The organism is Paraburkholderia aspalathi (genome assembly GCF_900116445.1).
GTDB classification, from domain to species: Bacteria; Pseudomonadota; Gammaproteobacteria; order Burkholderiales; family Burkholderiaceae; genus Paraburkholderia; species Paraburkholderia aspalathi.
On sequence record NZ_FPBH01000006.1, the window covers coordinates 183,900 to 201,464 of the forward strand.

Below are 17,565 nucleotides of genomic sequence, written 5' to 3' on the forward strand. Positions count from 1 at the left end.
CAGCACGTCACTAGGATGCCACCGAAGCCAAGCGTTTCTCTTTCTGCGCTGGTGGTTGCGCTCAATCGGTCCCCCCGTAGAAATTTTGGCGCCGCAAGCTTTGAGAGAAAGAGTTTGCTCGGGACTATCTGGCCCTCGCGAACCGGTATGGCTAACCAGGAGTAGAGATGACCGCTGCTGAACTGATTGAGCGCCTACAGACTGCCCACCCGGACGCCAGGGTGATGTTTTTGCCTTTCGGCGCCGATGAGGACGAGCTGGAGGACGTGGGCGTCGCTGAAGTATTCGCGATGCCTTGGACACTCAAGCGCTGTTATCACGACGAGGATGTAGATGAGTTCTTGTATTCGGGCAAGCCTGAGCAAGCGCGGGCCGACGAATGCGGGCGGGTCGAATATACGTCGGTCAGGGTCGTAGTTTTGTCTGTGGACGAGGGGTTTCTTCGCTCTCGCCGCTACGTACGTTCGCCAAATGGCGAATAACTGTCAACGATACACGCGATGACGTTCGGTCGCATATCCCCGACGATGAAATACGAGTCTCAGCTACGCGGCGAAGCCACTCGGGCAGTATGCGCGGTCGCTCGGGCGGGCCTAGCGCGCTTTCATCTGCGCAAAACTGCGGGCATGCAAATAGAATTGCACGGCATGGCCAGTTTCACTCAATTCTATTTGCATTTGGGAGCGGCACAACGTCTTAGACCTACCAAGTTCGTCGAGTTGATAGCTTAAGATGTCTTGAATCGATTGGGCTCTGCCCCGTGTTCCACTGCGAACGCGGCATGCGCGATTCCCTCGACCGTCTGCAGCGACTCCGTCGAGAAAAGCGCAGGGGCGGCCGATTTCGAGCGAAGGCGCGACCCTCTGTGAAGACGCCTCGATGAGTCGCGTGAAGGGCACCGCCCACCATGTACCGTCCAGGGGCGTGCCGCTATATTCTCGCGCCTAGCTCGATGTCCCCGTCGCGGAGGCCGTGTAGTCGCCGACTGCCGTGGGTGTACCCTCGCGTCGATTTGGCTGCGTCCGCGAACCTGGGAGCGAACTTTGCGCATTGCGGTTTTTTGCAGAGCTTCATCCGGATACCCTCTGGCAGGTTAAGCGGCGGGGCAGTAGGCGTGTTCGGCGCCGACAATCCGCCTCTTGCTAGTTCGTACCCCAATTGGCCGTGTAAAATTGAAAAACGAGTTTTATACGGCCAATCGTTTTGAATCAATCAATTGGCTCGCTGGAGCCACCGACTTGCGTGTGAAGCCTCAGGACGTCTCAACAATACTGCACCGGCGAGAGTACCACCGCCCCTGCATCCTCTGAGCATGGCCCACAAGAATCTGCGGATTTCTTTCCGGAAGATGGACACTGGCGTGGGGAAAGTCATCGACTGCACCATTCCAGCGAGTCGGCTATATCAGCGTCGATGATATATATCAAAGTCCGTGATATAGGGTGATAGCCGCGCCAGCCGTCTCCGCTCTGAAGGAGAGCACGCTTCGTTGTGACAGACGGGCCGCCGGCGCTAGGGGTACAGGAACGGGCAACCCGATGGCGGGAAGGGTAAGGGGCGCAGGAGAACTCCCGACAAATGCGACATCGTTGGCGAGTTCGCACCGGTCGGTTCGACGAGACGAAGTACGACTACGTGGGTGTATGCCCGAGAATCAACATCTGCGCACATCCATCGAAGCTATCGAACCGCAGCCAGTCATGCAAACGTCAGAACGACGCGTAGTCCTTTCCCTCTCGTCGGGAGGGCGACGAACTCAAGCGACGACGCCTATTTCGCAGCTCGTCGAACGCTATGTGGGCCGCATCTAAGCGAGGGTTCGACTAGAGGGCCGGGCTGAATTGCTGCTGGTCGAGAGAAATGGTGGCAATGATGGACTCGAATTCCACCATCAGGTCCGGATGGCGTTGGGCAACGTATTGCCGCGCAGATTCGTTTTCGAGAAGCTTGGTTAGATATCCTTTCGCGAGCACTAAATTCAACACGTCTTGACCGTAGGTCTGTTCGACGAGCTTGTACTGCCCCTGCAGATTGCTCATTTCCCGCTCCATTTTCGCCATCTGCTCTGGGCTAACACCGGTCAGTTTGCGCGGCTTCTTGCCCTCCACAAGTCGCGCTGCAGGCGTCGCCACCAGCAACGCCTCGGCGTAGGAGACTGAAACATTGTTCGCAGCCACCATCAGCTCAACGCATTCGACCTGCCGCGTGGGCTTCATTTTGCGAATAGCGCGAACAAGCTCCGCCGAGAACTGCAGGTCTGCAAGAAGTTCAGCCGCTTCCGGGCAGACGCCGTCCAGCAGCGACATCTTCTTTATAATCTGTGATACGTCCACGGAAAGAGCTTTCGCCAATCGTTCAGGCGATACGCCTCTATCAATTACTCGCCGTATCATATAGTGCTCCTGGATTGTAGAGAGGCGATTGACACGGTTGTTATACGTGTAGCTCTCGTCGTCGGTCGCGACAAGGCAGGCAGCACGCTCGTGCCCCAAGTCCTGGATGGCAAGTAGACGTAGATGCCCATCGAGCAGAACATGTTGCCCGGAAGACTGGTCCGCTGGCGTTACAGAGAGCGGTTCGATGAGGCCTACCTCCTCAATGGAGGTTCTTATCTGCTTAAATTTGCGCGACGCGACCACGGGCGCCGGTATTTTGCGCGATGGCAGAATGCTGGAGACTGGCACCAACAACGGCTCGGGGATGAATCCAAGAGTTACACCAGTCATGTCGCACTCCCGTTTGGCCAAACGCGTTCGGCAAGATACTTCGGCAAGCTGGCCAGTCCCTCCGCGCGTAACAGGTTGATGAAGTTCTCGTCGGCAAACAGTTGCCTCAAAGCGCCGACCACAAATAGCAACCGCTGTTGCGTGAACTCGGCCTTTCTCACCATGGACTTCTGGCGTTCTACCTCGTGCTCATACGTCCGCACGAGACTAGATGTCGTGACAGCGGCCGACTTGCTGGTCATATTGTGCGATGTGCTTCGCCCGAGTGCTTTTCTGCGCTCGAGTACGCGGCGAGCGCTCATCAGTTGCTTGCCCCGCAATTTGCCAGACTCATAGGCCTCCTGGAGTGCTGCTTGAATTTCAGCATCGTCGTCGCCGGCGCCAACAATCGTCAGGGCCACATTCAGGGGGACGAGCCCTTTCTCCACAGCAACCACAAGTCTCTCTTCTCCCTGGCGTAGCAGCGTGAGGATGCCGTGAACGTAAGTCGGCGTGAGACCTGTCTTTTCGGCAATGACTTTCGGCGCATATCCTTGCTCCTGCAATTGCCGAATGCCGGCGAGCCGTTCGAGTGGGCGACACTGTCTGCGCGCGATGTTTTCAGTCAGACTCATTACGAACGCGTCTTCGTCGCTCACGCTCACAACGAGTGCGGGAATAGTCGCTTCCCCAAGCGAGCGGAATGCCTTCAATCGCCCCTCGCCGCACACGAGCAGGTATTTTTCTATGCCGCCGGCCGTTGCTCGTGGCGTGACAAGGATTGGTTTCTTGAGACCGATGGTCTTTATGTTATCGACGATTTCATTGAAAACTCGACCGTTGCGCTCTCTGGGATTGATGACTTCAATCTGATTGACGGGGACCATCCGGATTTCTCCGAGCTGCTGCCGTGAGTTCACGCTACTCTCCTGAGACGGGCGCGCTCGGCCATGCCATAGAGGTAGTCCAGCGTGTCGAAGCGGTAACTCTCAAACTCGATTGGATTTTGGTCAGCGAGGTGAATACGGGCTTGTCCAAAATCGAGGCGTGGCAACAGGTAGTAGTCGAGCGCCGAAGAGTTCGTTTGGTCGAGCCGCACCGCAACCGTGATATCCGGCAGGAGGCTCGTATCGAAGCGCACCTTCCAGTGATTGCGGCCATTGTCATGTACCTGGCAGCGTGCGAGCGCAATGCAGGCCGTGAACTCATCGTTGACCGTCAGCAGGTCGGTTGCCGGGTCGCGTATCACTGCGCCGCCCAGGTCCGCGATTTTCCTCTCTGTCTGCGCAATGATTCCCGGATGCAGCTGTCGCAGGAAGCGGTTGGTCTCAATGTATCGATAGTCTCGGCCGGGAGTAAAGCCGACTGTCTGGTAGGCACGAATCAGACTCCCAAACCGGTACACATAGACCGATGTAGATGGCATGCCATCTGTTTCATCAATCACCACGCCGGACAGAAACCCACGACTGCGGTACAGGTTGCGCAAGCGTTCGATTAGCTCCTCATTCGAGTAATGGCGTGCTCGCGCTCTCATAATGCCTTGGGCCGTGTAGAACGTCTCGCCTGGCACAATTGCCTGAAATGCTCCCTCCTTTCGAATCCACATGTCCGGTGTGTTGGTCACCCGCATCTTCTTCAGTTTGAACGACACCCGGTTGTACACGTTATTGCCGATGTATTTCTCATTCGTCAGTACTTCCCGTACCGTGGCTCGCGTCCACTCGCGGTCGAGGTCAGTCCGCACATGCATGCCGTTCAGGCGAGCTGCGATTGCACACTCGTCGAGCGACTCGTCGATAAACCAGTTGTAGATTAGATTGACGGTTCGCACTTCGCTTTCTGGCCCGGGCATGAGGACTACCCGGTCCGTCTGCAGGCTTTTATGTTCGCCGCGACACAGTTCCGCTTTCATGAGGCCGTGCTGGTCGACCAATACGCGGCGCAGCCCGTAGCCGGCCAGACCCCCTTGCCGGAAGCCCATCTCAATCAAGCGGCACTGACCGGCGAACACCTTCGCGGACAACTCCCGGCTGTACTCGCCAGCCATTGCCCTCTTTACGCCTTTCACGATGGTCGAAACAGGTGACCCGTCGTTCTCGAACTGCTCGGCGCAGTACGCAACCTGGATGCCCGCACGGCGACAAATGTACTCGTAATACGCACTCTCGTCGGCATCTTGAAATCGCCCCCACCTACTCACGTCATAGACGAGGATTACGCAGAAATCGGCATTGCCGTTTACGACATCGGAGATGAGTTTTTGAAGTGCCTGGCGACCATCGATTCGAAGGCCGCTTTTACCTTCATCGGCATATGTGCGGACGATTTCGAATCCGCGACGAGTTGCGTAGTCTCGAATTCGGTCCCGCTGATTCTCGGTCGAATACTGCTGGTGTTCCGTCGACATGCGGACGTACTCCGCTGCCCGTCCTGCCTGACAGCCGGCTACGACGGCTGTACCCGCGTTATTGAATGACATTCTCCGCTCCGCAACTCAGACACCGACACCCGGCAGGCACCGAGCGCACGGGGAGCCCCAGATGCGAACGCCACGGCTTCACATCAGGTGGTGGCGGATGGTTGCGAACGGTGACAAGGCAAAGGTAGCAGGCCCGACGCCAATGTAAATCAAGTCATCTCTTTGCAATCATATGGGCGGCGCTGCAGGCGCAGACAGCACGGCGATGTGGACGGTCCACGCACCCATATTTGCAGCACCGGCATCATCTGCGCCGCGCAGTACGTAGAAGCCAGACCCCAACGGCTGCTGGGACCGAATGACGTCCATGTTTGCAATCGGCTCAAAATTTCGCTGCGCATTGCGTGTTTTCTGCATGCAGCGGTTGCGTTCTCGATACGCTGGATGCGCAGCTCGATATTCGCGCCAATAGCCCGAGTGGCCCGCGCGCCATTTCGCCTGCGCCCGGGCCTGGTTGTCGCGATAGTCGTCGTCGATACGAAGCCGGTGGGTCTGCCAGTCGCGTCGACGAGCGCGCTGGCAAGCTTTCGACGAACAGTAACGCTGACGGGGAACGTGCAGCAGTGGCTCGAACGGATTGCCACAGGCGAGACAGATGCGGGTGGATTTCATAAGTCCCCTCCAGGTCGGGTAGCGACGGGCGGACGCGGACGCCTCGACCAGCCTTCGCGGTCACTGGCCTGAGACGGAATAGAGAAAGGGCCTAACCTGGTAACTGCAGCGTTAAGCGGTCATCGCAATTTGCTTGACGCTGTAGTAGGACGGTCGCAGAAACTTGGACATTTCTTGACCGCCGGCGTGCGATGAGACGATTCGCTCACGAGCGCAAATTACTAGATTTGTCGCATCTGAAGCGCAATTTTTTGCGGCTCCCGGTACAAAGCTGAGCGACGGCTGCTGACGCGACAGGGCCAGTTCTATCGCGTGCTCGCGGAAACGTATAAAATGTTATGTGTGGGACGTGAACATCTGGTTTGTCCCAACCCGTTCGATGGGTACTCAATCTCTTAAACGCGAGAGACACAATATAAATTGTTAGGCCCAGTAGGGATTTCTCAATTTATGCCTGACTTTGTCTCGCCTTATGCAGGCGAAGATGATGCAAACCCTTGATTTGCAAAGTGGCAAATTCTCAGCTTTTGAAGCTTCCTACAGCGTTGGTAGTGCAGGGAAACCGAATTAGTGAGACTCGGGCGCTTTTCGTGAGACTGGATTTACCGAATTAGTGAGACTGCCCGGATGGGTGGTCGCTTCTTACGAATATCAAACGCGGAATTTTTAATGCTGAAGATCTTCAGAAGCGGGAGCAGAACGCGCTAAGTGCGTTACGAAAGTTCGATAGCGGCGGAGGAAAACTCCTACGGACTCTTGACGCAATCATTGATTACCAGCAGTTTCTTACGCTGGGACACGGCCTCCCCATTGAAAAACATGAAATGGAACTCAATAAAATGCGTGCGTTGGTCGAGCGCACGCTTGATGAGGCCCCTTGGAAACGTTGCCGTTGCCCCATCTGTAGCAAAGCAGGTGTCGAAGTCATCATCTTCCGGTCAAGCAACCGGAACAAGCGTCGTGGCTTTCACAATTTGGGCGTCTATCACAAACACGTACAGCGGACGCTTGAGAATCATCTGTGAATATTTATCGATTCAAGGCTATTCGTGCATCACAGGCCCCCACGCGTGATGTCTTTACGTTTGCAGCGACTCCTGGACAGATCCGGGGCTTCGCTGAAATCGAGCGCGTGGGCCGAGAAGAAGACGGCCAGCTGCGTGGATTTCAACGCCACCAGATAGCCTCGCATACCCTTCTCTCCTTGAACGATCATGTCGCGCTGCTTTTCCTCTGGTCAGTCAAACAGTGCTAGGCGCAAGTCTGTTTGATTGACTCGGTTCAAACGCATCATGCGGTCTATTACCACCCGACTAGGCGGTCCAACTGCTGACCTTTCCGTGTCGCATGGCTAAAACGGTTGATACTCCAATGCGTCGGCAAAGCCTACCCCGTTCTTATCCTTGTCGAAAGCAGGCAATAGTTACCCATTTTGCGTTTTGCATTATTTATAGGGAATAATTTCCGATCAAGTTGCGCGAGAAATGCATCTATTACATTTGACACTTTTCGTCTGGAGATTCTGTAAAATTCCGTCACCGATCGGGGCAGCAATAAGAGGGAATCGTGGTGACCAATCTTGCTCAAGACTTTCAAAAAGTCTTTGCGGACCGCCAGCAAAGCAGACTGCTGCGCTTAACTTTTCCGCATGGCGACGCGCCATACCCGACATTGCTCGCAAATCGATTGACAGGCACAGAAAGTCTGTCGCGCGATTTCGAATTCAAGGTCGAAATCCTTTCAGATAACGCGTCACTCTCCCTTAAAGATTTCCAGGGGAAGATGATTACCGTAGAACTTGCGCGAGCGGACGGAACGTCGCGCTACTTTAACGGCTATATTTTTGCGTTCCGACACGTCAAAACCGACGGTTCCGTTGCCTTCTATGAAGCTACGATCGGCCCATGGCTGCGCTTCCTGACCCTTCGCACGAACAACCGCCTGTTCCAGGATCAGGATCTGCATACACAGACGAACACGCTGCTGCAGGACTACGGCGTACTTCCCGACTGGGACTGGAAGGTGGCCGGCACGGATCCCGTTATTACAATGGCGGTCCAATACGGCGAGAGCGATCACAACTACCTGCACCGCAGGTGGGAAGCCGCTGGTTTCTACTACTGGTACGAGCACACGGCAAAATCGCACAAGCTCATCGTCTCCGATGCGTCAATTAACGCAAAGCAGATCGATGGCAATTCCGCATCCGTGCCATTCCAGCGGGATTCGGGCTCCAAGGTTGAAGACGGCTTGGCGCTCTGGAGCCCGGTGCGCTCGGTCATGCCGGGGCAATACACGGTCGCGCGCTTCGATTTCAAGAGTCCGCGGCCGGCGACTGCCGGAGTGCCCACCATAAACCAGCAAGGTGGCGTACCGAGTCTCGAACAATATGAATATGTCGGCGCCTACGGCTTCGGAGGCAGTCAGGACGGTGATGGGTTATCAAAGCGTCGTATGGAAGAGATCGAGGCCGTCGCCAAGCGCTTTGAGGGCGAAGGCAACAACCGGTATGTGATGCCTGGACGCTGGTTCGAGCTGACCGATCACTTCGGGCATGCCGATGGCTCCCAAGACGACAACCAGTTCCTTGTTGTCGGGGTCGACCACGTCGCCAGTAACAACTATCTTCAGGGTGTCGATGTGCCGTCCGACTATCGCAACGACGTCATCGCGATCCGCAAGAAAATTCCGTGGCGTCCCGGGCGTGGGTACAACAGTGTCGATACGCGCATCAACGCGCCCCAGACTGCAACTGTTGTGGGACCGTCGGGACAGAGCGTTTACACCGACAAATACGGCCGTTGCCGCGTGCAGTTTCACTGGGATCAGCTCGCCAAGGGCGACGAAAGCAGTTCTGCATGGGTTCGCGTGGCGACCGCGTGGGCGGGCGGCGACCAGGGATTTGTTGCGCTACCACGCGTGGGTTCAGAAGTAATCGTGCAATGGCTGGAGGGCAGTCCCGACAGGCCCATCATCACTGGTCGCGTTCACAACGAATCCAATCTGCCGTCGTGGCAATTGCCCGACCAGAGCGCCCTTATGGGGTTCCGGAGCCGGGAACTCTCCGGCGCCAACGGCAACATGGCCAGTGGGCGGAGTAACCATCTGCTGTTTGACGACACGAAGGACCAGATCCAGACCCAGTTGCGAAGTGACCACGAGGCGAGTCAGCTTTCGCTCGGACACATTACGCGCGTCGAGGACAACACGGGGCGACAGGACGGTCGCGGAGAAGGCTTCGAACTGCGCACAGACAGCGTTGGCGCGATTCGGTCGGGCAAGGGCATGCTGATCAGCACGGACGCCCGGCCACTCGCCAAATCCCATATTTCCGATATCAATGAGGCGACTACAAGACTGGGTAAGTCCCAGACGCTGCAGGCGCAACTCGGAAAGCTCGCTCAGCAGCATAGTGCGCAGGAAAGCGGCGACCAGTCGGATGTGGCCGACGCGCTTCAATCCCAGAATGATGGGCTAAAAGGCTCCTCCAGCGGCGGTAATGGGTCATTTCCTGAGCTGAACGAGCCGCAACTGCTTGTGGCCAGTGCGGCCGGCACGGCCGTGTCTAGTACGGGGTCGACACACGTCGCGAGTGGCGAGCACACGGCCGTGACGGCAGGCTCGAATATCTCGCTTGGCGCGGGTAAATCGATTTTTGCGTCGGCGTCCGAGAAACTGTCGATTTTCGTTCACCGTATGGGCATGACGCTAATTGCCGCAAGCGGGAAGGTACAGATCCAGGCACAGAACGACGAACTTGAAGTACTCGCGAAGAAAGTTGTTGGCATCATCAGCACCACTGACTGGGTCAATATCACTGCGAAGCAGGGGATCCGCCTGACCGCTGGCAATAGCCAGTTTGTCGTCAGCGCTGAAGGCATAAACGGCTTTACGCCTGGCGGCAATACAATTCACGCTGCAAACCACGGGACGCAGGGGCCTCAAAGTATTCCAGCCCAGTTCCCTGGCGCCGACCTGTGCCAAACCATGACCAATAGCGCGGCCGAAGCGGGGAGCGCGTCTGTGCCGCTTGCTTAGGGTGAGGGGAGAAAAATAATTATGGATGCCCTATTGCGTGCGGTGCCAGCACCGCAGGCGCCTTTCAGCCAAGGCTATGTTCTCATCGAAACAGCGACGATAGGTTACGCCGCAGGACTTGAGACATTGCCCAGCGTGCCTTGCGCGCCAGCAGCCCTTTCGCATCGCATCGAATTGATGCCGCGCCTCGTCAATGTGAGTGCGCTGAGCCCCGAGCAGCAGACTGAAATCGCGGAGGTCATGCGTGACGAGCTTGACGGCGATCGCCCGCCAGTAATCTGTGCATGGCTACAAAGTTCCTGGCCTGTAGATCGACTCGCTGAACACGTGGCCCGTTACCTTGTCGGTCCTGGCGCCAACGGAAGCCCGGTGCTATGGCGATACTACGATCCGCGTGTGATTTCGCTTGCGACCAGCGTGCTTGAGCTGGCCAGGTTGTCCGCATTGCTCGGTCCGGTGGACACGTGGACCCTACCGGCCGTTGGACGGTGGTGGACGATTAGAGGTGATGGGCGCGAGGCGCCCCCGCTTGAAGGAATAACGCCGGCTTGGCCAACGCCTTCGCAATGGGAACGGATTGAGTGCAGCGACCTTGCGGCCCGCGCGCTCGCCCGACTCAGTGACCAAAAGTACGATTTCAGAGATCTATCCAGGCTGATGGGCGCGCTGTGCAAGAGTTTCGATGATGCGAAGCAGAAGGCCGGGCTTTCGGACCCTGACGCGCTTATTGACTATGCGGTCCATGACATGCGTTATGGTCGCGCTTTCACCGAACACAAGAAGCTCGAGCAGGCGTGGCCGGCAATCCGTCGAGGCGAGCTCACCTGGCCGGGAGCCCTTGCGCTACTTACATCCGCCGATTTCGAATCACTAAAAGATCAACACGCCGTCATCGCCTGAAGGACCGACCATGCCCGTATCCTGCAACCTGTGTGACCGCAAATCGCTACTACTTTACCCGGTGCGATATGCCGTAGCCTGTCCTCACGGCGCCGCGAAGGCACCGGCCCTGGAAGGCAACTTCACGATCAACTCGGCGAAGGCGCCAGCTTTGGTCGGGACCGCCAGATACACCCTGCGGGCCATGCGGGCTGGCTACCTGTACGTCTATGAGGAAAAGCGCAGACGCCTGAAAGCGTACATGGTTCTGCCGAGCGGCATGATGTGGAGTTTCATCCCGGGAGTAATGCCCCCGAATCCAGCAGTCGTTCCGACGAATTGCCTGGACGGGCAGCAACTTTCGCTCGGCTACTGCATCGACGTTGAGCACAGCGACTCCGATCCGGCGACCAATATCTGGATCGGATGGTCCAACGTACTCTGGACCAAACGACTCGTCGGCCAGGCCGATGAAGCAGGGTGGCGGGCGCTTCATATGCAATGCATTAACGTGCCCGCAATGCTTTCGCCCAAGGGCGCCACCGATACGGGCGAATTTCAGGCAAACCATTCAAAGATCGCCCATTTTGCGATGGACGAAAAGGCGATGAAGACCGCCTTCAAGTTCAGTAACACCGATCCCAAAATGGAAAGCCGTCTGCATACGGTGGCGCCCCGCATTGCAGCCGCCATGGCGCAGTCCCCGATGAAAAAGGGATTTATCGTGGCAGTGAACGACCCAGTTGGACTGACCAACGACCTTGGCGAACTCGTCGTTCCCAGCATCGACAGCGGATTCAACGCAGACGTTTATCGCGGATCAATCGCCAAACAGTTGCTTGCCCGCGCAGAGCAGGGAATTCGTGCGCAGGCCAGCGAAGAAGCGGGATTCGAATATCGCACGTCGGAAATGGTCAATCAGGCGAATCAGAATCCCATTTCGTATTCGACGGGAGGTCCTCCCGTCGATATCATCGGCGCATGGAAATTCGTGACCGGGTCGATCAAGGCCGGCGGCATTTCGAACTACAACGCACAGCAGGCCGCCCAGGACAAAAAGTATGGCGCCGACGAGGCAGGGCATCAGAACGCCGCTGCAGATGAAGCGTGGGACGAGGCGAGTCACACCGGCGAGGGCAGCGCGCGCAAGCCTTCGATCGATTATAAGCATCTGAATAGCTTCCCGCGGGAATACAACGACGCGCTCGACAAGTTCAAACCCCAATGGGACGAGCTGGTCAAGGCGCATGCCGGATGGCTGAACTGCCAACTTCTGTCAGACTGGATGAGCGGTGTTCATGATGATGCAGATATTCGCAGTGGGTATGCGTACAGCGAGTCGTGTTCTCAAAGCATCGGCAGTGCGGCAGCTACAGAAGCGTGCGGCAAGGTCCTGAACGACTGGCTCGAGACCGGACAGCTTACAAACAGTCGCAATCTGTATGCACGCGCACTCCTTTTCAACCAGAAGCAGCTGATCGATGCGGCTCAGGCGCAGATCCACAAGTCTGATATCCAGTACGAAAATTTCCTCAACCTCTACAAGCAAGCGCTCGCGCGTGTCAAACCCGGCGAAGCAGCTCGGCTTCTCGATAAGCTTGTCCTGACAACTGGAAGCGTGATCGTCAAGGCCTTGACCAAAGGCGCACGGAGCGTTGCCTTCGTGCCAATCATGATCCGGTTGTCGCTTCATTCCGGGACGGTCATCCGAGCAAGCTCCCAATCGAAAGCCGAGTTGCGTGCATGGGCGATCGACGAGGCGAAAAAGGCGGGCATCAAACTGGAGACAGATCGAACACAAACGCGTGCCGATGCGCTCAAGGCTGCAAAGACTGCGGTCAAGGCAGGTCCGAAGTCCGACGTCAATGTGGTCATCTACGAGCTCGACGTCGATGCGCTTGAAAAGGCTGGCAAGATCGAAGCTGGATCTATCAAGACCGTTAAGCTGCCCGGCGCGGATAAAGTGAAGTCCTGGCTCGGTTCTTCGGCTCCTGAGGCATTCCATCTTGGCGTGGCCACATTCATCTTTCAGCTCTTCACGCTCGAGGCCGCGGCGGAAGATGTCGCGGGTAACGATAGGTTCAACAGAGTCGAAACAGATTCGAAGGCTGCCGCAGCGGTTGTGAATATTATCGGCGCGATGATGGAGACGGTCTCAGAGACGGTGGAAAAGGCACCCACGCATCCACTTTCGTCCTTCATTCTGAAGCAATGGTCACTCGGGGAGCGAGAACTCGCTGGGCTCAAAATCGGAGGGAGAGCGCTCGGAGCAATCACTGGTGCCGCGCTGGCGGTCTTCGACGTGATGAACACCTGGGAGGCTTACCAGAAAAAGGAGTACGGGTTAACGGCCTTGTACGCAGCCAGCGCATCCCTCGGTTTCTACGTGGCCTATTTTGCGTTATCTGGCGCGATTCCGGGATTCTGGATCGTGCTGGTTGCGTCGATCCTCATCGCCCTCGCCATCGCACACTACAAGGCTTCGGCCATGAAAGAGTGGATCGATCGGTGCTACTTCGGTACGGGCGAGAAGAAATATGAGACGCTTGAGGAAGAGTTGTCGGCGTTCAGTTCGGCAGCAGGAGGCTAAGCGATGGATGAACGTGTGATGAAAAAGTGCGTGGGTCAGCCTGTTCCCGAATGGGATCTGGCTCATCGCCTTCCGATCAATCGTGTTGTTGGACCGGACATGTGGGACAGCGGGACCATTTTTCGTTTCAACTCTACCTTCATGGACGTAACTGACCAGTCGTTCCTGGAGAAACAGTGGATGATGGGTGCGACGCTGATTGCGACGGTCGCGGCGCTTTGCTGGCTGGTTTTCTTCTTCATAGTTTTGCGGGACCCCGATGCTCCTTCCTTTCTGCGCATCTTCCTCCTGGCATTGGCCGTCGGCTTCGGATATCTCGTCTTCCGGGCCGCAAAGAGCAATATGTTCGCGCTGACTCGCAACCCGATCCGGTTTCACCGGAAAGCGCGAAAACTATTCGCCGTCCGCGGGCGACGCTACTTTGCCCGGAAAGGCCAAGGTGATCACGTCTGGGAAATTCCCTGGAACGAAGACGAATTGTTCTGTTTGCATAAGGAAAAGACGCAGTTCGGCACGGTCTTCCATATTCGGCACTATGCCGTCGACGCGGCGGGCAAGGTTACCCGTGTGTTTTCTTTGGGCCGCGAGTGGACGGGCAAGCCTGAGATCGAGATCTTGCTGGCGCAGTGGAATTACTGGTGCGCGTTTATGAATGAAGGTCCGCATGGCCTGCCCAAGCCTATGTTGTTCCATACAGAGCACGAGACGCCGCGAGAGTCATTCCTGTATTCGCTCTATGGATTTGGACTGACGGGGTCACTCTTGTGGCGACTTGTCACCATGCCGCTGGTGCTGATCTTTACACCATTGCGGATGCTTGCCATCGCCACGTCCCGGGCACCTGTCTGGCCAGAGTCGATCGAGGAAATCAGTCGGCTCGATCCAAGCGATGCGTACGCTGAACCGAGAGAGGGCACCCCGGTCGGTTGGGCAGAGACTGTTCTGGCGCAACAGCGCAAAGAATATCCCGACGCCCCGCAACGCAAAACGGACGGATGGTCTGGCATAAAGGACGGCGTCGAAAATGCTAATCAATGGGCTCTTGATCAGCCGCCGAAGAACATGGCGGGCGGCTAACGGCGCAGAGTGCAGTTGACGCGCAATTAGCTATTCACTTGCACTACCTGCAGCTTTTCGAGTTCTCGTAAGGGCGTACTCGTTGCGCGACGATTCGGCAGGATGGGCTGGCGATGGATGTAGTCGCTAATCGAAGACAGTCGGACCACGCGAATCGGTCAGAAAGGGGCTTCACGAAGATGCTACGAAAAATCATTCTTGTCGGCGACCCCCCGAGCACCGGGGGCGCTGCTCTGCCTCACGATGGGGCCTACATCACCGGAGTTGACGGTAGACCCGCCGCGCTCATCGGCGGGCAGGTTTCATGCAATGCCTGTCAGACCACCGGTGTCATCTTCAAGGCCGGTGGTCCATACCGAAAGCGGAATAACGGGCAGGAGATTGCCCTCGAGGGAGACCGCGTCCGCTGCAAGTGCGAAGTCAATCCGACCATGGTATCTGCGGCGGGCTACGATTGGCTGCCGCAGGTTGACGACCAGATCGAAGGACTGGGGCAATACATTTGCTATGACCAGCAATTCCAGCTCAAAGACAAGAATGGCACACCAATGACTGAGATTTACTACACCGCGAAACTACCAAGCGGCGAGACTCGGCACGGGATAACCGACGAGCTAGGAATGACGGAACGATACCAAACGGAATCGCCGCAAAAAATCGCCATTCATCTCGGGCACCTCCCCACAGAATCGAGCGAAGGATAACAACTACAATTCTCGTTTGTGAGTGCCTCGAAGCCCGCTATGTCATAGCTAGCACTGCCAAGATGTTGAGGACGGGACGCTCTATCTTCATAAAGGCTGCCGTGATCGCCAGCACGGGCAGCGGCGCCGGCCTCCCGGTGCATTCCGGAAGCCGGCGTTGAGCCGAATTGAGACTTTACAAGGATGCCCGCCCGAAGGGCTGGCGGTACATAGATTGATCAGTTCGTAGTCGACTTCACCAGATCAAGAATGCTCTGCAGATGCTGATTCTGGTCTTTCCGCAGATCGTAGATGCACTCAAAATACGCAATATCGTTGATGTTGCGTACCTGTGGAGCGGTAATGTCTGGTTTCCACTTTGATCCGGCAAATTTGTTGATGGTGCAGAATCTCTTCATCCTGTCCTGTTCGCGCATGTAGTCCGAAAGGAGAGCGGTGTTGGGATTTCCCTTGGGGATCGATTGGGCGATCGCCGCATAAAGTGCTTTGTTAGCTGTTTCCATATCGGCGGCCGCTACCATGAAGCAATTTGAGTCCATGCTGCCGCTACCGCTCAGGTGTTTAAGGCACTCCTCGTCATCACTCCCATAGGCACTCCCGGAAATGAGCGCAAGTGCGGCCAGTGCTGGGACTATCTTAGTGACTCGCATCGTAGACTCCGGAGGCAAACATGTTAGCCTCGCTTGAACGTCGCGGAAGCAGGCGCGGATTTCGTACATAAAAATGGCGAATGGATTCCGGGATTGTCGAATAATTACCGGCATTGACGATATCCGCCATATCGTCAGCCGCGCTGCCACCGCCCGCGTTAAAAATGACGCTCACCAATGCGTCGTATTCGTACTGATAAAGCGGCACGTGAATCTTGGAATTGATGGCCTTTTCTGTGCGTACGAGATCCGCACGCAGTAGCTGTTGTCCGCGTTCAAGCGTGATCGTGTCGCCTGCATGGAGATGGTCGGCTGGCACAACGAGGTGCCCGCACCCTACAGTAGGGTTGCCTTGGTCGTCGTTGTAGACTGTCAGGATCATGCCATTGGTGACATGATAATCGTGGTGAGTGTGATTGCTGTAGAAGATCCGGACCACGCCATTGAGGCTTCCGCTCTCCCACTCGGCTAAGAATGGCAACACGCGATCGGACGCGTGCCACGGCTTTGCGAGTCGCTCACTTGTACCTGTAACGACCGAATTTGGATCGCTGTTCGTTGCTCCAGTCGCAATCGGCTGGCTCATGATCTTTCTCCCGAGTTTGCTGCGGCCTAAGAACATAAGGTGTGACTGACTGGATGCGCCAGCACTCATGTCGACATTGCTTGTCCATGGCAAGCGCATCCCATGGCTTGGCCTTTCGATGACACCGGGGTGAATATAACTAATTAGATGCACTTTATCCACGGGCGAGAACGTCCCACGGCAATATTGGACTGAATCGATGCTGATTGAATTTAGAGCGATAAGCGAAAGGATTTTAGGAAAATACTTCCTGTGGTCGACCCACCGAGCTCGCGCCGAAAGGTGCCCGTTCCCACGGGTATCACTCAGGTGAGGGAAGCCAGCAGGTCCCACTGGCGGGCGGGTATAGTGCGACTGCCTGTCATGCGGCGGGCGTTACCTTAAAGAGTGGTCCCCACCGAAAGCTGAACAATTGGCGACACATGGCCCGTAACGGGGAGTGCTTTCGATGAAAGCGTCCGGTCAATCCGACGATGGTGTGCGCAGCAGGCTACGAATGCCTAGGGCAGGTCGACGACCAGATCGCCGAGCTCGGCGGACACCTGAGTTATAGGTGACGGGCCAAGGCCCAAGAATACGTTCGCTCATTGGGGATACACGGAGACAAAGATGTTTCAAGCGGGAGTCCATCATGCAAAGCACTAGCAAGTGGGGCGGACTGGCGCTGCTGTTGTTGGCGAGTACGGCAACCTTTGCGAAAGTGGATGAGTCGTGCCTTAAACAACTTGGCGGTACCAGCTACGACGTAGCGTGCTTCGAAGCACTCACGAAGGAGGTCGCGGCAGATACGAAAGCAACCTACGAAGAGATCAGAAAAACGATCCCGCAAGGAAATAAAAATCGGGACTTACTTGATGCCTACATGAAGGCAGAGGACGATGCCGAGCGGTTTTGTAGACTTGAAAAAGAGACCGGGACAGGTTGGCTATCGTCACCGACGCTGGGCCACTACAATATGTGGGACTCTGCGTACGCAGAATGCGTATACGATCAGCGGAAATTGCAGAATAAGCGCCTTCATGAAATTCTCAACGAGCACAATGCTCAATAACAAACGCTAAATTGCTTGCGCGGCTGGATGGTTCGCACCGTGCTGGCTCTGCCGCCGGCATAGCGCTGTAGTATCAGCTTGGGCCTGCTTCAGGGGCGACAAAAGATCTTGATGAAAGAGCTGACCATCCCCCCTTTACGCTTCCGACGAACCGGCGAAATCTCAGTAAGGCTTGTATTCGTAAGCTGAAC

The 17,565-nt window shown here is 56.3% G+C and carries 15 protein-coding genes; 8 read left to right on the forward strand and 7 right to left on the reverse strand.

Going from position 1 to position 17,565, the window contains the following annotated elements:
• The first annotated feature begins 55 nt into the window (after window positions 1-55).
• Window positions 56-181 (forward strand): hypothetical protein, encoded by a 126-nt coding sequence (locus tag BM438_RS47190; protein ID WP_482811912.1) that lies wholly within the window; start codon window positions 56-58, stop codon window positions 179-181.
• Window positions 168-482, forward strand: a complete 315-nt coding sequence (locus BM438_RS12555; RefSeq protein ID WP_093634581.1) for a hypothetical protein — start codon at window positions 168-170, stop codon at window positions 480-482. The genes BM438_RS47190 and BM438_RS12555 overlap by 14 nt, the downstream gene beginning before the upstream one ends.
• 1,341 nt (window positions 483-1,823) lie before the next feature.
• Here the strand turns inward: BM438_RS12555 and BM438_RS12565 are convergent.
• The 5 genes from BM438_RS12565 to BM438_RS45485 all read right to left on the reverse strand — a co-directional run bounded on the left by BM438_RS12565 (window position 1,824) and on the right by BM438_RS45485 (window position 6,991).
• Window positions 1,824-2,726: a plasmid partitioning protein RepB C-terminal domain-containing protein gene (locus tag BM438_RS12565; protein ID WP_093634583.1), complete on the reverse strand. Its 903-nt coding sequence runs from the start codon at window positions 2,724-2,726 to the stop codon at window positions 1,824-1,826.
• On the reverse strand, window positions 2,723-3,592 hold the full coding sequence (locus BM438_RS12570; protein WP_425270735.1) for a plasmid partitioning protein RepB C-terminal domain-containing protein: 870 nt from the start codon (window positions 3,590-3,592) through the stop codon (window positions 2,723-2,725). Before BM438_RS12570 ends, BM438_RS12565 begins: the two co-directional genes overlap by 4 nt.
• A gap of 29 nt (window positions 3,593-3,621) precedes the next feature.
• On the reverse strand, window positions 3,622-5,187 hold the full coding sequence (locus BM438_RS12575; RefSeq protein ID WP_093634585.1) for a recombinase family protein: 1,566 nt from the start codon (window positions 5,185-5,187) through the stop codon (window positions 3,622-3,624).
• A gap of 168 nt (window positions 5,188-5,355) precedes the next feature.
• Window positions 5,356-5,799 carry a hypothetical protein gene (locus BM438_RS12580; protein WP_093634586.1) on the reverse strand — a complete coding sequence of 148 codons (444 nt, stop codon included), beginning with the start codon at window positions 5,797-5,799 and terminating at the stop codon, window positions 5,356-5,358.
• A gap of 1,054 nt (window positions 5,800-6,853) precedes the next feature.
• Entirely contained in the window at window positions 6,854-6,991 is a 138-nt protein-coding gene (locus BM438_RS45485) for a hypothetical protein (protein WP_167378378.1), read from the reverse strand.
• A gap of 374 nt (window positions 6,992-7,365) precedes the next feature.
• On the opposite strand from BM438_RS45485, the gene BM438_RS12595 reads away from it, so the two are divergent.
• The 5 genes from BM438_RS12595 to BM438_RS12615 all read left to right on the forward strand — a co-directional run bounded on the left by BM438_RS12595 (window position 7,366) and on the right by BM438_RS12615 (window position 15,087).
• Entirely contained in the window at window positions 7,366-9,837 is a 2,472-nt protein-coding gene (locus tag BM438_RS12595) for a type VI secretion system Vgr family protein (protein WP_093634587.1), read from the forward strand.
• A gap of 21 nt (window positions 9,838-9,858) precedes the next feature.
• Window positions 9,859-10,737, forward strand: a complete 879-nt coding sequence (locus BM438_RS12600; protein ID WP_093634588.1) for a DUF4123 domain-containing protein — start codon at window positions 9,859-9,861, stop codon at window positions 10,735-10,737.
• Between the two features lie 10 nt (window positions 10,738-10,747).
• Window positions 10,748-13,306 carry a T6SS effector BTH_I2691 family protein gene (locus BM438_RS12605; protein WP_093634589.1) on the forward strand — a complete coding sequence of 853 codons (2,559 nt, stop codon included), beginning with the start codon at window positions 10,748-10,750 and terminating at the stop codon, window positions 13,304-13,306.
• A 3-nt stretch (window positions 13,307-13,309) separates the two neighbouring features.
• A complete protein-coding gene (locus tag BM438_RS12610; protein WP_093634590.1) occupies window positions 13,310-14,383 on the forward strand; it encodes a DUF6708 domain-containing protein in 1,074 nt (357 codons plus the stop codon).
• Window positions 14,384-14,562: 179 nt separating this feature from the next.
• The gene (locus tag BM438_RS12615) at window positions 14,563-15,087 is read left to right on the forward strand and encodes a PAAR domain-containing protein (protein ID WP_167378379.1); all 525 of its coding nucleotides are present in this window, start codon (window positions 14,563-14,565) and stop codon (window positions 15,085-15,087) included.
• 218 nt (window positions 15,088-15,305) lie between these two features.
• Here the strand turns inward: BM438_RS12615 and BM438_RS12620 are convergent, their stop codons facing one another.
• Together BM438_RS12620 and BM438_RS12625 are read right to left on the reverse strand one after the other, a co-directional pair.
• Window positions 15,306-15,737, reverse strand: a complete 432-nt coding sequence (locus BM438_RS12620) for a hypothetical protein (RefSeq protein ID WP_093634592.1) — start codon at window positions 15,735-15,737, stop codon at window positions 15,306-15,308.
• Window positions 15,724-16,323 (reverse strand): lysozyme, encoded by a 600-nt coding sequence (locus BM438_RS12625; protein WP_167378380.1) that lies wholly within the window; start codon window positions 16,321-16,323, stop codon window positions 15,724-15,726. The genes BM438_RS12620 and BM438_RS12625 overlap by 14 nt, the downstream gene beginning before the upstream one ends.
• 631 nt (window positions 16,324-16,954) lie before the next feature.
• Here BM438_RS12625 and BM438_RS12630 point away from each other — a divergent pair.
• Window positions 16,955-17,374 (forward strand): hypothetical protein, encoded by a 420-nt coding sequence (locus tag BM438_RS12630; RefSeq protein ID WP_093634594.1) that lies wholly within the window; start codon window positions 16,955-16,957, stop codon window positions 17,372-17,374.
• Window positions 17,375-17,565 lie beyond the last annotated feature (191 nt).